Origin of the sequence: Ferrimonas marina, from assembly GCF_900129905.1 — a bacterium.
Classification (GTDB): Bacteria; Pseudomonadota; Gammaproteobacteria; order Enterobacterales; family Shewanellaceae; genus Ferrimonas; species Ferrimonas marina.
In genome coordinates, this window is record NZ_FQXG01000001.1 from 239,107 (window position 1) to 252,296 (window position 13,190).

The 13,190-nt window shown below is 62.1% G+C and carries 11 protein-coding genes; 5 read left to right on the top strand and 6 right to left on the bottom strand.

Annotated elements, in window-relative coordinates; genetic code table 11:
- Positions 1 to 60: 60 nt before the first annotated feature.
- Complete coding sequence (locus BUC04_RS01090; RefSeq protein ID WP_067654283.1) at positions 61 to 852, bottom strand: SDR family NAD(P)-dependent oxidoreductase; 792 nt, start codon at positions 850 to 852, stop codon at positions 61 to 63.
- 83 nt (positions 853 to 935) lie between these two features.
- Positions 936 to 1,436 (bottom strand): DUF1643 domain-containing protein, encoded by a 501-nt coding sequence (locus BUC04_RS01095; protein ID WP_067654286.1) that lies wholly within the window; start codon positions 1,434 to 1,436, stop codon positions 936 to 938.
- A 42-nt stretch (positions 1,437 to 1,478) separates the two neighbouring features.
- Between BUC04_RS01095 and BUC04_RS01100 the strand changes: the two genes are divergently transcribed.
- Together BUC04_RS01100 and BUC04_RS01105 are read left to right on the top strand one after the other, a co-directional pair.
- Entirely contained in the window at positions 1,479 to 1,880 is a 402-nt protein-coding gene (locus BUC04_RS01100; protein ID WP_067654288.1) for a thiol-disulfide oxidoreductase DCC family protein, read from the top strand.
- Positions 1,877 to 2,635, top strand: coding sequence for an SDR family NAD(P)-dependent oxidoreductase (locus BUC04_RS01105; RefSeq protein ID WP_067654290.1), 759 nt, complete (start codon positions 1,877 to 1,879; stop codon positions 2,633 to 2,635). Before BUC04_RS01100 ends, BUC04_RS01105 begins: the two co-directional genes overlap by 4 nt.
- 467 nt (positions 2,636 to 3,102) lie before the next feature.
- Here BUC04_RS01105 and ggt read toward each other — a convergent pair whose 3' ends face one another.
- Together ggt and BUC04_RS01115 are read right to left on the bottom strand one after the other, a co-directional pair.
- Positions 3,103 to 4,803 (bottom strand): gamma-glutamyltransferase, encoded by a 1,701-nt coding sequence (gene ggt / locus BUC04_RS01110; RefSeq protein ID WP_067654292.1) that lies wholly within the window; start codon positions 4,801 to 4,803, stop codon positions 3,103 to 3,105.
- A gap of 59 nt (positions 4,804 to 4,862) precedes the next feature.
- Entirely contained in the window at positions 4,863 to 5,870 is a 1,008-nt protein-coding gene (locus BUC04_RS01115; protein ID WP_200804644.1) for a S66 family peptidase, read from the bottom strand.
- A 231-nt stretch (positions 5,871 to 6,101) separates the two neighbouring features.
- On the opposite strand from BUC04_RS01115, the gene BUC04_RS01120 reads away from it, so the two are divergent.
- From BUC04_RS01120 to BUC04_RS01130, 3 genes are read left to right on the top strand one after another with little or no spacing between them, the layout of a single operon-like run.
- Positions 6,102 to 7,046, top strand: coding sequence for an HlyD family secretion protein (locus BUC04_RS01120; protein WP_067654295.1), 945 nt, complete (start codon positions 6,102 to 6,104; stop codon positions 7,044 to 7,046).
- Entirely contained in the window at positions 7,043 to 7,969 is a 927-nt protein-coding gene (locus tag BUC04_RS01125) for an ABC transporter ATP-binding protein (protein WP_067654297.1), read from the top strand. The genes BUC04_RS01120 and BUC04_RS01125 overlap by 4 nt, the downstream gene beginning before the upstream one ends.
- Positions 7,966 to 9,111: an ABC transporter permease gene (locus BUC04_RS01130; RefSeq protein ID WP_067654299.1), complete on the top strand. Its 1,146-nt coding sequence runs from the start codon at positions 7,966 to 7,968 to the stop codon at positions 9,109 to 9,111. The genes BUC04_RS01125 and BUC04_RS01130 overlap by 4 nt, the downstream gene beginning before the upstream one ends.
- Here the strand turns inward: BUC04_RS01130 and BUC04_RS01135 are convergent.
- Together BUC04_RS01135 and BUC04_RS01140 are read right to left on the bottom strand one after the other, a co-directional pair.
- Entirely contained in the window at positions 9,108 to 12,215 is a 3,108-nt protein-coding gene (locus tag BUC04_RS01135; RefSeq protein WP_067654301.1) for a metallophosphoesterase, read from the bottom strand. The two genes, BUC04_RS01130 and BUC04_RS01135, sit on opposite strands and share 4 nt — an antisense overlap.
- 94 nt (positions 12,216 to 12,309) lie before the next feature.
- Complete coding sequence (locus BUC04_RS01140) at positions 12,310 to 12,981, bottom strand: Ig-like domain-containing protein (RefSeq protein WP_067654303.1); 672 nt, start codon at positions 12,979 to 12,981, stop codon at positions 12,310 to 12,312.
- Positions 12,982 to 13,190 lie beyond the last annotated feature (209 nt).

Below are 13,190 nucleotides of genomic sequence, written 5' to 3' on the forward strand. Positions count from 1 at the left end.
CTGTTACGCGGTGGCAGGGGGTTTGGCTCAGGCACACCCACCCGGGTGCGAGTTTTGCGGTTACAGGGCGCGGATGATGCCACCTTCTACCCGCAGCCCCTGGCCATTCATGGCGCGGTTGCTGGTCAGGTAGACAGTGGCGCTGGCCACCTCGTCAGTGGACACAAAGCGCTGCAGCAGCGAGGTGGGCTCATGGTCGGCAAAGTAGTTTTCCATCAGCGCCTCCACCGGCTTGCCCTCTTTTTCCGCCAGGGTATCGAAGTAGTTTTCCACCCCTTCGGTCCAGGTCGGTCCCGGCAGCACGGAGTTGACGGTGACGTTCTTGCCCTTGGTCAGCTCGGCCAGGGCACGGGACAGGCTCAGCAGCGCGGTCTTTGTGACCGAGTAATGCACCATCTGACCCAGCGGCTTGATCGCACACTCGGAGGAGATGTTGACGATACGGCCGAAATCACGCTCCAGCATCTTCGGCAGCAGGGCACGGGACAGGCGTACCGCAGAGAGGATGTTGACGTTGAAGTAGTGCATCCACTCGTCGTCGCTGATCTGCTCAAACGCCTTAACCTCGAAGATCCCGGTGTTGTTGATCAGGATGTCGATGCCCCCCTCCTGCTCAAGCCGGGCGACCAACGCCTCGGTTTGCGGCCCGTCGGACAGATCCGCCGCAGCGGCTCGGGCGTCACCGGCGGTGGCCTGGGCCAGCTCCTGGGCAATCGCCTCACAGCGCTCTTCAGAGCGGCCATTGATGTAGACCACCGCGCCTTCGCGCAGGTAGTGCTCGGCCAGGGTCTTGCCGATGCCGCCGGTGGAGCCGGTAACCAGTACGCGCTTGTCTTTCAGTTGCAAATCCATGGTGTTGTCCTCTGGGAATGGCGTCGTTGGGCTTCAGTGTAGTGAGCCAGAGTGAGATGAAAAATGATGTCTGGTGATGATTTTCATAACGTGAAGTTATCTAAAGGCTGGGGTTTGAGCCCTTTGCGTTGATACAGCGGGTGCAGCGGCTCGCCCACCGCCGTCATCCCCAGGCAATAAAGCGGGGCTAGGTTGGCTCGCAACCAGCTTGAGCGGTGTTGCCAGGCGCCATGATTGCCCCAGGCGGCCAGGCTGAGATCGCAGCGTTGATGCAGTGCCCGCAACCAGGCGTCGTTGTCCGGCCCGCAAGGCTGGGATTGCTGTTTCAAGATATGCGGGCTGACGGTCCGAAAGGCAAACAGGTTGGCCAGCACCAGGCCATGAAAGCCCCAGTCCCGGGCATAGCCGATACAGCGCCGCACCGTGGGATCGTCTTGCTGGCCATCCGCCCGGGAAGGGTTGAGGCCGATCACCAGCAACAGCGGGCCACCCGGCTGCCAGCGCCGCCACAGGGCGTAGCGGTAGCCCTGGCAGGGTGAGAGATGGGCGTGGCCCCGTACCGGGGATGATCTGTCTTTGACCAATGGTGCGTATCCGAAACGGGATTAACTTGAGGGAAAGCGTAGATGAGTGCTCGATTGACGGTGTTTTATGACAGCCACTGCCCACTGTGCGTCAAGGAGATGCGCCGCCTGGCCCAGCGTGACCGCAAGGGCTGGATCGCTCTGCAGGACATCAACCAACCGGATTTTTCCCGCCACTTCCCACATGTGGATCCGGTGCTGGCTAACAAGGTGCTGCACGGGGTGACAGAGGACGGCAGGATGTTGCTCGGTCTGGACGTCACCCACGCTGCCTGGCGCCTGGTTGGCTTGGGCTGGCTGGTGGCGCCGCTGCGCTGGCCTGTGATCCGTCCGCTGGCGGACCGCGCCTATCTCTGGTTTGCCGCCAATCGTTACCGGGTATCCCGCTGGTTGACCGGCAGCGCCCGCTGTCGAACCTGCCGCATTGAGCACGACCCCGGATGAGGCCTCATGCCTGGGTTGTTGGGGCCAGCGGTGGTCTCGGCCGCGCCACGGTTGAGGCACTGGTAGCCTCCGGTCGGTTTGAACAAGTGGTGGCGGTCTCCCGCCAACGACCGGCGGGGGAGGTGACCGACTCGGCCCAGACCGCTGTCCGATATCGGCTGTGTGACCACAGCGAGCAGCAGATAGCACAGCTGGCTGACAGCGAGAAAGACAGCCTGGCACACACCACCCACCTGGTGATCTGCAACGGCATCCTGCACCGCCCGGAACTGCAACCCGAGAAGCGGCTGGAGCAGTGGAGCTGGGATGCCATGGCCCAGGTGATGGCGGTTAACCTCGGTGTCCCTTTGGGCTACCTGCAGCAGCTACTGCCCAGGCTGCCATCCAAAGCCCACACTTCGTTGCCTACATACCAGTTTGGTGTTGTCGCGGTACTGAGCGCCCGTGTTGGCTCCATCGGTGACAATGGACTGGGGGGCTGGTACAGCTACCGGGCCAGCAAGGCGGCGCTGAATATGGCGCTGCAGACTGCCGCGGTGGAGTGGGGGCGACGCAATCCCAGCCTCAAGTTGATGGCCTTCCACCCGGGCACCGTCGAGACCCCACTGTCCGAGCCGTTCCGCACCAACCTGGCACCGGGCCAGTTGCGCCAGCCCAGCGAGGTGGCTCAGGGGTTGGTGGCTTTAATGGGCCGTCAGCGCCCCGACGGCCAGCTTAGCTACCTGGACTGGCGAGGCGACACCATCCCTTGGTGATGCACAGATGCCAGCCTAAGTAAGAAGAGCATTGTCGAGATTTCCGTAAACACTCCATAGGTTCTTTGGCATTTTGCTAAATCCGAACGGACTAGTGTATTTAGCCCTCATGGGTATGGTGAACCACCGGCTCTTGTACCGACTTTGAGGTGCCCGAGTAAAGACGTCATCGGTAAGGTTGAAGGCCAGGATGGCCTGAGTGACCAGCGGAGACAGGGATGTCGACTCTGGTCTGTGCCGCTAGCCGATGCCGTCGGAGCGAGGAACCAGCACCGATGGGAGGTAACGGGGGTTCCAAGGGGGCGGAACGCCCCTTTGGTTGTTGTCGCCAACGCGACAAAGCTACAAAGCCAAGATTGGCAACTCTCACTAGTGAGAGTTAAACCCGCAAATTTGCGAAGAACAAAACAAAAGGGGCATCCAATCTGGATGCCCCTTTGATTTGCGCTGCGCTGCGTCACGCGCGACTAGTAACCCGCGGCCATACCATCCTTGCGACTTTCCGACGCGCCGATATAGGTCTGATTGGCCTCGTCCCACAGGATCGCCTGGTAGCCGCCATAGGCTCCCAGGCTGTCTTGCAGGGTGTGACCGCGCGCCATCAACTGGCGACGGATCAGGTAGGGCAGGCCGGACTCCAGGCTGACCACACCGCCATCGGTCATCTGCTCACCGGTGGGCTGGCTAGAGCCGGTATGCAGGATCCGTGGTGCGTCGCCGGTCTCTTGCAGGTTAAGACCGAAATCCACCAGGTTGATGATGATCTGGGCGTGAGCCTGGGGCTGGGTCGCGCCGCCCATTACGCCAAAGCTAAGCCAGGGCTTGCCGTCCTTGGTGGCGAAAGCAGGGATGATGGTGTGGAAGGGGCGTTTACCCGGGGCGTAGCTATTGGCCTCTCCCGGTGTCAGTGAGAACAGCTCGCCCCGGTCTTGCAGCACAAAGCCCAGACCTGGTGGGGTCATGCCACTGCCCATGCCGCGGTAGTTGCTCTGGATCAGTGACACCATGTTGCCGTCGCTGTCGGCGGTGGTCAGGTAGATGGTGTCACCGTGATAGAGCGCCGGATTACCGGCATCCAAGCGCTTGGCGGCCTTAGGCCCGATCAACGCCGCCCGCTCTTTAGAGTATTCATCGCTGATAAGCCCAGCCACCGGCACCTCGACAAAATCGGGGTCGGCGTAGTAGCGGGCCCGATCCTCAAACGCCAGCTTCTTGGCCTCGACAAAGGTGTGAACGTACTCGCTGCTCTCTCGCCCCATGGCGGCCAGGTCGTAGCCCTCCAGCATCTTCAGGATCTGCAACGCGGCGATCCCCTGGCCCGGAGGCGGCAGCTCCCACACGTCGACACCCCGGTAGTTGACGCTGACCGGGTCAACCCATTCGCTGGTGTGGGCGGCCAGGTCGGCCTTGGTCAGGTAGCCGCCCTGTTCGGCCATGTACTGGTCGATGCGCTCGGCGATCTCACCACGATAGAAGGCATCCCGGCCCTGTTCTGCCAGCAAACGGTAGCTGTAGGCCAGCCCTGGGTTTTTGAAGATCTCGCCGGTTTTGGGCATCTGGCCATCGGGCATAAAGGTCTCCTTGAAGCCGGGGTATTGCCCCAGTCTGGAGACACTGCGATCCAGGTAGTAGGCGATCAGATCCGATACCGGGAAGCCCTGCTCGGCGTAGCCGATGGCCGGGGCCAGCAGGGTCGCCATCGGCAACTTGCCAAAGCGCTGATGCAGTTCGAACCAGCCATCCACCGCACCGGGGACGGAGACCGGCAGGGGGCCATAAGGGGGAATACTGTCCAATCCCTGTTGCTGGAACACCTCCATGGTGAGGCTCTGCGGGCTGCGTCCGGAGGCGTTGAGGCCATGCAGGCGCTGGTCCTTACTGTCCCAAACAATGGCGAACAGGTCGCCACCGATACCACAACCGGTGGGCTCCACCAGGCCGAGCACAGCGTTGGCGGCAATGGCAGCGTCGACCGCCGAGCCCCCTTGTTTGAGGATATCCAGGGCGACCTGGGTCGCCAGGGGTTGGCTGGTGGCGGCCATGCCATTTTGGGCATAAACCGGAGAACGGGAGGCGAAGGGTTGACCGGAGACACGATCAAAGGCCTGAGTGGTGAAACTCAGGCCGGCGAACAGTGCGGTCAGGATAAGTTGTCGAGTGCGAGCCATGGCTTCCTGCCTATTTTTATTAACAAACTGCAGGTTACCACGGTTTAACTGGTCGTTGGCTAGTCGCTGATCAGGTAGGGCTGGGTCAGGCTGATACGTTGCAGATCGAAGTCGATGCTGGCCTCCACCCCCAAAGGCAGGGTGAACATCGGATGGGTATGGCAGCAGTCGAAGCCGTTGACGATGGGCAGGGCCTGGCCATCGAGCACCTCCAGCAGCACATCCAGTGGCGTCCGACCGGTGGCCATATCATTGAACAGCTCATGCTTGCCCAGGATCACCGCTTTAACCCGATCAAACACGCCGTTGAGCTTGAGGAAGGCGAAGCTACGCTCCACCGTGGCGATGTCCTTCAGACTGTCTTCGATAAACAGCAGATCGCCCTGTTCTATGCTGGGCATATAGGGGCTGCCCCAGATCCCACCTATGGTATTGAGGTTACCGCCAATCAGCCGGCCGCGGATTAAGCCGCTGCCCAGGTAGTCGCAGGCATTGTCGTAGAGTGCCTTAGCCCGGGTCTGCTGCTCCCAGTCGATCCGTTCATCGGTCCAGTAGGGCAAGCGGGGGTAGTCGTAGGGCAGGGCAGGCGGCTGACACAGGATCTGTTCAAAGCTGGCGTAGGTTTCATCCACCAATGGCGCCATCTCGCCGAAGGAGGCCACCAGGGCGGGGCCGTAGAAGGTGACCAGCCCGGTTTGTGCCTGGATCCCCAGCAGCAGTGCGGTGACGTCGGAGTAGCCAACGATGATCTTAGGATCGGCTCGCAGGGCATCGTAATCCAGGTAGGGCAGCAGCGCGTTACTGTTGGAGCCGCCAATGGTGGAGATGATGCAACGCACCTCGGGATCCCTGGCCAGGGCGTTGAACTCCTCAGCCCGGGCCTGAATGCTGCCGGAGCGGTAGCCGTCGCACTGTCCTGTCAGTTGGCCGGCTTTGAGACGAAATCCTTTCTGTTGCAAAAAAGCCTTGGCGCGGGCAAAGCGGCCAGGGGCATAGACCGTCGCGGGGGATGAGGGTGAAAAGAACCCGATGGTATCCCCGGGGGATAGAGGGGCAGGGTGCAGCAAGCGTGCTCTCCTTGTCGTACGCATTCTTGTTGTCGGTGAGCGGTAAAACGCTGTCCTTGACCTGGTGTCGTTGCCAGTGGCTCCAAAAGGGGAGCCTAAGGGGCTTACCTTCTTCATTTTACGATCCGCTGTCAATGGTTGTTTTGCTTTATTTATTAGTGACTAATAGTGAAAGCCGTGGGCAATTATGCCAGTGTGATGAACACACCAAGAGCAATAGGGTGAGAGCCAATGAAAAGGATTGGACTGCTGGTGCTGGGTGGCTTGCTGTTGTCCGGCTGCCAACCGCAGCACGGGTCGATGGCACTGGGCACGCTGGAGCGGGAGCGGGTGACCCACCCGGCGACCGTCAGTGAGGTGGTGGTCGCCCTGCCTGTGGCCCAGGGCAGCCAGGTCACCGAAGGCGAGGTTCTGGCTAGGTTGGACGACCGCCAACAACAGGCGGTGGTCGCCCGCTCCCGGGCCGATGTGGCCAGGGCCGAGGCCCAGTTGGATAAGCTGCGCAACGGCGCCCGACCTGAGGAAGTGGCAGCGGCCCAGGCCGAGGTGGCTGGCAACCAGGCCTCATTGCTGGAGGCGGAGAAGAGCTTCAGTCGGGCGCAAAACCTGCTGGATCGCAAGCTGGCCAGCCAGGCGGACCTGGACAGTGCCCTGGCCAATCGGGATGCCGCCAGTGCCCGGCTTCGCAGCGCTCAGCAGCAGCTGGCGGAGCTGACCAACGGCACCCGGGAGGAGGATCTTCGCATCGCCGAGGCGGAGCTGGAGGCAGCCCAGGCGGTGTTGGCCAGCGAACAGAAACGGCTGGCGGATTTGACCATCACCGCCACCCGATCCGGCCGGCTGGATAACCTGCCCTGGAACCTCGGTGAGCGGGTGCAGGTGGGCAGCCCGGTGGCAGTACTCTTAGTCGGTGATGCGCCCTATGCCCGGGTGTATGTGCCGGAGCCGGTGCGGGTCCGGATCGCCACCGGCGATGCCCTTACCGTCTGGGTGGACGGCATTGAGAGTTCCTTCCAGGGCCAGGTGCGCTGGATCGCCGCCGAGCCCTCCTTCACTCCTTATTATGCCCTCAATGAAACCGACCGAAGTCGCCTGATGTACGTGATGGAGGTGCAGCTGCCGGATGAGGCAGCCACTCTGCCCAACGGGGTGCCGGCCCAGGTTGTGCTGCCATGAACACAGCGGTGATCTCGGCCCAGGGCCTGGGCCGGCGCTTTGGCGAGCATTGGGCGGTCAGGCAACTGGACCTGTCGGTGCAGGCGGGCATGATCTATGGCTTTCTCGGCCCCAATGGCTGCGGCAAGACCACCACCATCCGTATGTTGACCGGCCTGCTGACCCCCAGCGCCGGCGAGGTGGAGGTGCTGGGTCAGGCATTGCCGGCAGGGGCAGAACCCTTACGCCAGGCTATCGGTTACATGACCCAGAAGTTCTCCCTGTACGGCGATCTGACGGTAGCAGAGAACCTGCGTTTTATTGGTCAGATCTATGGCCTCAGTGGCAAAGGATTGCGCCAGCGTGTCACCGAGCTGTTGTCGCAATACTACCTTGAGGCGCAGGCAAACCAGTTGGCGGGCAGCATGAGCGGCGGCCAGCGTCAGCGCCTGGCCCTGGCCGCTGCGGTGATCCATCGCCCGCAGCTACTGTTTTTGGACGAGCCCACCTCGGCGGTAGACCCGGAATCCCGCCGCAGCTTCTGGGAGCAGTTGTTTGACCTCAGTGCCGAGGGCACCACCATCCTGGTTTCCACCCACTACATGGACGAAGCGGAGCGTTGCCACCGCCTGGCGATCCTGGAGCAGGGCCAGAAGCGAATCGATGGCGAGCCGGAGCAACTGATGGGGGCACTGGATGGCCGTGTTGTTGAGTTGGAAGGGCCGGACCTGCGCCGATGCAAGAGTACCCTGGTGGCGCTGGATGAGGTGCAGTCTGCTGCTCAGCAGGGTACCCGCTTACGGGTGCTGGTACAGCCGGGCCTGGCGGATCCTACAGCGACGATAAAGCGCGCCTTGCCGGTGGGTTACCCGGGCCAGCTTCGCCTGGCTCGGCCCAGCCTGGAGGATGTGTTCGTCAGTTGCACCCAGGGGGGCGCTTCATGACGGCATTGCGACGAGTTTGGGCAATCCTGGGCAAGGAGTGGATCCAGCTGAAGCGGGACCGGATGACCTTTGGCATGGTGGTGATGATCCCGCTGATCCAGCTGTTGCTGTTCGGCTACGCCATCAACACCAACGTTCGCCATATCCCGGTGGCGGTGGTAGACCAAAGCAACACCGGGCTGTCCCGGGTATTGACCCAGATGATCACCGCCACCCAGGTGGTCAGCTTTACCGAGCGCCACCAAACCCTGGAACCGGCCCAGCAGGCCCTGGTTAGTGGTCGGGTACGGGCGGTGCTGGTGATCCCGCAGGACCTGGCCCAACGCCTGGCCCGTCACCCGGCGGTGGGCCTGGGTACACCCCGTTCCAGCGATGAGGAGCTGGCCAGGCCGCTGGCGCAATGGCTGGTGGATGGTTCCGATACCGTGGTGGCCTCGGTGATCAAGGGGCTGCGCACCATGCCGGTGGGCGAGCTTCTGCGGCAAGACAGCAACCAGGCGGTGGCCACCTTTGAGGTAGCGCTGTTCTATAACCCGGAGCAGCGCTCGGCGGTGAACATTGTGCCGGGCCTGGTGGGGGTGATCCTGACCATGACCATGATCCTGTTCACCGCCCTCGCCATCGTGCGGGAGTATGAGCGGGGCAACATGGAGCTGCTGATAACCACGCCGGTGCGGCCGCTGGAGCTGATGCTGGGCAAGATCCTGCCCTACGTGCTGTTTGGCCTTATCCAGGTGGGCATTATCCTGGGGTTGGGCCATTGGGTGTTTGCGGTGCCACTGGCCGGGGCCTGGCATGACGTGCTGGGCCTGACCCTGTTGTTTATCGGTGCCAGTCTGTCGCTGGGGCTGGTGCTCTCTACCCTGGCCCGAAGCCAGCTGCAGGCGATGCAGATGACCATCTTTATCCTGCTGCCTTCAATCTTGTTATCGGGCTTTATGTTTCCCTACGAGGGGATGCCGAAGCCGGCGCAGTGGCTGGCGGAGCTGTTGCCCGCCACCCACTTTATCCGGGCGATCCGCGGCGTATTGCTGCGGGACGCCGATCTGGCAGCATTGGCACCGGATCTCATCTGGCTGGGGCTGTTTACCGCAGCGGGCCTGTTGCTGGCCACACTGCGGTTCAAGAAATCCCTCGACTAGGGACTGACCTCCAGGTTCAACTGCTGGGATTCCTCTCCCTCGGCAAAGACAACGGTGATCGTCAGCTGATGGTTGCCGCTGCCCAGGGCATCGAAGTCGAAGGGCAGGGCATCCCGGGCGGTGTTCTTGGCGGTACCGCCAAGGTCCCAGGGGGCCTTGCGCTCGGTCTGCACCAGACTGCCATTCACCTCGAAACGCACCTCTGTGACGTCACCTTGTGGCTCGACGAAGACGTAGCCACTACCGCTGAGGGGGCGGCTGCCGAGCAGCTGCGGCATGCTCCGGTCCGGCTGTGCCGACCACCAAACCGGGGTGGCGGTCACTTTCGGCAGCAGGGTGAGATCCACTAACAGCTCACTGTCGCCGTCACTGGTGGTGGCAATGATGCGGCCCTGGTAGCTTCCGGGTGTCAGGGCGCTGGCATCGATGGACAGGGACAGGGTCGCTGGTGTCTGCGTTGCGGTCGGGGCGACGGTCAGCCAGGGCACATCGCTGGCCAGGGTCACCGCCACGCTCTCGTTGGCACTGACGTTGCTGCTCAACACCAGCTGACTTTCTGGCGCTGCCAACTGCGCCCGCAGCGGCCCGGGGGCAAACTGGGCCAGGTTGGTGTCGACCACGTTATCGACTACCAGCTGGGCTTCGATCGGCAGTGTGCTGTTGTCCGCCAGGCGCAACATCGCCTGCAGTTGGTGCGGCCCTTCGCTAAGGGTGGTGGTGTCGAAGGGGCGCGCGCTGCGATCCGATTCGGTGCCACCGAGATCCCAGGGAGCCCGGTTCTCCTGTTGTATCTGTACCCCGTCCAGGCTGAAGACCACCTGGTTCAGCTCCTCCTCAGGCAGCACAAAGGCGTAGATGTTGCCTGCCACGCTTTGTCCATTGGCGCCCTTGGCCAGGCTGCGATCCGGCGAATCGGACAGGTAGATGCGGTATTGGTCTGTGGTGACGTTGAGGGTCACCGGAACCGAACGATTCAGGCCGGTGTTGCTGCTGATCTCTACCGAACCCAGGTACTGGCCCGGCTCCAGCCCGGTGCTGTCCACTACCACATTGAGGGAAAACTGCTCAGAGCCGCTTTCCGGCTGGACGCTGATCCAGCCTTGCTCGCTGCTGGCGATCAGCACCCCCACGCCTTCGCTCAGGCTGGCTTGCAGCGGCAGGGACAGGGTCTGATCCGGCTCCAGGCTGGCGCTGAGGCTGACCGGGTTGGTAAGGATCGCCGGGCCACAGGCCTGGGCGATGGTGAACTGGTCGACAATACGCAATGGTTGGCCGGCATTGATGCCATAGGTAGTGATCTGGATATCCCCCTGGGCATCGAAGGCGAGCTGGCTGATGTGATGGGCGTCGTTGTTACGCACCGCGGTCCAGCTGGGGGCGGGATCGTTCAGCCAGTCTGAGAAGCTGCCATTGCGGTTACTGATCTTGCCGCCGGGGCTGATCTTCATGTAGGTAGTGCCGGGCTGGTCGTAACAGGTCAGATCCTCGGTTACGGCCCGGTTGGTGGCGGGCACGTCCACCAGCGGCAGGGTGCGCTCATAGGACTGGTCGTGAGCGGTCAGCACCAGGCGAATGTCGTGCTCTTCAAACAGCGGCCCGATCTGGGCTCTGAGTTTCTCCGCCGAAGGGTGGTTGCTGCCGTCGGAGAACGGCGGGGCGTGCATAAAGGGGATCACCCAGCGGTAGTTGAGATCCTTGATGGCATCGAGGTGATCGCTGAGCCACTCCAGCGCCGAACCGCGCATCTGCTCATCTTCGTTAAAGGCGTAGACCTCGATAAAGTGCACGTCACCCACATCAAAGGCGTAGGCCTGCCCGTCACGGTAGCCGGAGGGCACAGGAAAGCGTGCGACCCAGGGTTCAAACCCTTCACCGAGCTGGATCTCGTGGTTACCCCAGGCCGGCATCATCGGTACCGTGGCCAGGGGGGCCATCTGATCAAACCAGGCGTCGATGGAGCGCTCCAGGGTGCCGTAGCGCTTGTCGGTGTTGAAGTAGGCGTAATCGCCCCCCAGTAGTAACAGGTCCGGGTCCAGCCCCACCATGGCGTCGATCACCGCCTGGGTCCCTGTAGCCAGGCCATCCTCACGGCCCACCAGGCCAGTATCGGCCACATAGAGCAGCGACCAGGGCTGACCAACGGCCGGGGCGGAGCGGGTGGTGTAGATCTCGCTGAAGGCACCGGGCTGGATCTGTACCCGGAACTGGTACTCGGTACCGGGCGTCAGAGCGTCGGTGGTGGCCTGATGGTAATCGCCATCGTCGTTGCTATGGCGCACCTCACCAATGGCCTGCTGCCAGGCCTGGGTGCCTGCCGGGCGGTACTCCAGCAGCGAGCCGGTGCCGCCAACGTCGCTGAACCACACGGCGGTGAAGCGGTCATCCCCCTGGTCCCAGGCCAGGTGAAGCTGGCGCGCCACCAGGTCGTTGACCTCTCCGCCCACCGTCAGCTCTATGGGGATGGTTAAATCGTCGTAGCCATCGGCACTGACCACCAGCTTGCCGCTGTGGCTGCCTGCGCTCAAAGAAGCGGTATCCACCTGCAGGTTCAGTTCGCTCGGGGTGGTGGTGTTGGTCTGGGTCAGAGACAGCCAGTTGTGGTTCTCGGCCAGGGCCACCGCGATGGCGGCGTTGTCACTGCTGCTGAGGCTCAGGTTAAATCGGCTCTGGCTTTGCGGCTGCAGTGACAGTGACAGGGCCGCGGGCGTGGCCACCAGGCTGGTGCGGTCGTTCTGGATGGTCACCGTGGCGGCCAGTTCCGTTTGCTGACCGTTACTCAGGCGTACCTTGGCGACCAGCTGATGAACGCCGTCGCCAAGGGTGGTGGTGTCCCATGGGTAGGCATCCAGCGTGCTGTTCTTCGCCGTGCCGGCCAGATCCCAGGGCGGCTTGTTCTCTTCCTGCACCTCTTTGCCATTGACGAAAAAGCGCACCTGGGAAATGCTGGGATCTTCCGCCACAAACACAAAGCGGTCCCCAGAGAGGACCGCTTGTTCAATCGCCGTTGCGCCGCTGCGGTCGTCCCGTGAGGCGACCTTAAGTTCGAGCGCGGAGGCAACAAAGGAGCAGAAACAGAGGATTACGCAGGCAAGCTTGGGACCCATGGTACACCTTCCTTCGAGTCGTCGTTGGCGTTGTCACTCCCTGTACTCCGTGGGAGGCTTTCACCAATGTAGACCTTCATCGGAAGGTTGCCAGTCAGTTGGCGCCGACCGCCAAACTCACCTCGATCACCACAGGATCGTAGCCCTGGGCAGTGACGTAAACCTCGGCGTCATAGAGGCCCGGGGCCAGACCGGACGGATCCACTTCAAAGGTAAGGATATCTGGGGTGGTATCCTGTTCGGTATCGATCACCAGCCAGTCGGCATAGTAGTCAAGCTCGATGGGGTGAGCGGCGCCATTGGACTCGGAGATCAGGATCTCTTCCTGAACCGGCTCCTCGCTGAAGGTGTTGAAGAACACCACGGTGTCAGAGACCAGCAGTTGGGCATCTTCATTGGCCACCAGTACGTCGGCGTGCAGCGGGATGGAGTCGCCGTTGTGCAGGTTAACCGTGGCAGCGATGCTATGACGGCCATCCTCCAGGCTCAGGGTATCGAAGGCGAAGGCATTGCCGTCGTCATCGGTGCCGGCCAGATCCCAGGGCGGGAACTCTTCGGTTTGCAGCGGGCGGCCATCCAGGGAGAAGTCGACACTGGCGATGTCCGCCTGGGCATCAACAAATACGTAGATCTCACCGTCGACCTGTTGTCCATCCAATGGCAAAGCAGGAGCCCGTTGCGCGCTGTGGGAAAGCAGCAGTTCAACGGCAGACGCAGCGGTGGTTAGGCCGCACATCAGGGTGAGCAGAATCAACAATCGTGACATGGTTACCTCATCGTCACCGCCCCTGCTGCACTTAGCTACAGCCTAGCAAGGGGGTGCGTTATTGTATTGTCGGCACCGTGGTCGGTGCGCCTTGTTATTCGATGGGGCTGCGACGTGGCGTCAGCCCGGGTCCCTTAATCACCCTGCAATTTATCTCGCTCCTCTTGGTGACAATGTCACCGGGAAGCAACCTGTTAGCGTTTGGAATG

What these genes read in the sequence shown, in the direction of transcription:
- BUC04_RS01090 (WP_067654283.1), bottom strand. Translation starts at nt 852, where the DNA reads ATGGATTTGCAACTGAAAGACAAGCGCGTACTGGTTACCGGCTCCACC.
- BUC04_RS01100 (WP_067654288.1), top strand. Translation starts at nt 1,479, where the DNA reads ATGAGTGCTCGATTGACGGTGTTTTATGACAGCCACTGCCCACTGTGC.
- BUC04_RS01105 (WP_067654290.1), top strand. Translation starts at nt 1,877, where the DNA reads ATGAGGCCTCATGCCTGGGTTGTTGGGGCCAGCGGTGGTCTCGGCCGC.
- ggt (WP_067654292.1), bottom strand. Translation starts at nt 4,803, where the DNA reads ATGGCTCGCACTCGACAACTTATCCTGACCGCACTGTTCGCCGGCCTG.
- BUC04_RS01120 (WP_067654295.1), top strand. Translation starts at nt 6,102, where the DNA reads ATGAAAAGGATTGGACTGCTGGTGCTGGGTGGCTTGCTGTTGTCCGGC.
- BUC04_RS01125 (WP_067654297.1), top strand. Translation starts at nt 7,043, where the DNA reads ATGAACACAGCGGTGATCTCGGCCCAGGGCCTGGGCCGGCGCTTTGGC.
- BUC04_RS01130 (WP_067654299.1), top strand. Translation starts at nt 7,966, where the DNA reads ATGACGGCATTGCGACGAGTTTGGGCAATCCTGGGCAAGGAGTGGATC.
- BUC04_RS01135 (WP_067654301.1), bottom strand. Translation starts at nt 12,215, where the DNA reads ATGGGTCCCAAGCTTGCCTGCGTAATCCTCTGTTTCTGCTCCTTTGTT.
- BUC04_RS01140 (WP_067654303.1), bottom strand. Translation starts at nt 12,981, where the DNA reads ATGTCACGATTGTTGATTCTGCTCACCCTGATGTGCGGCCTAACCACC.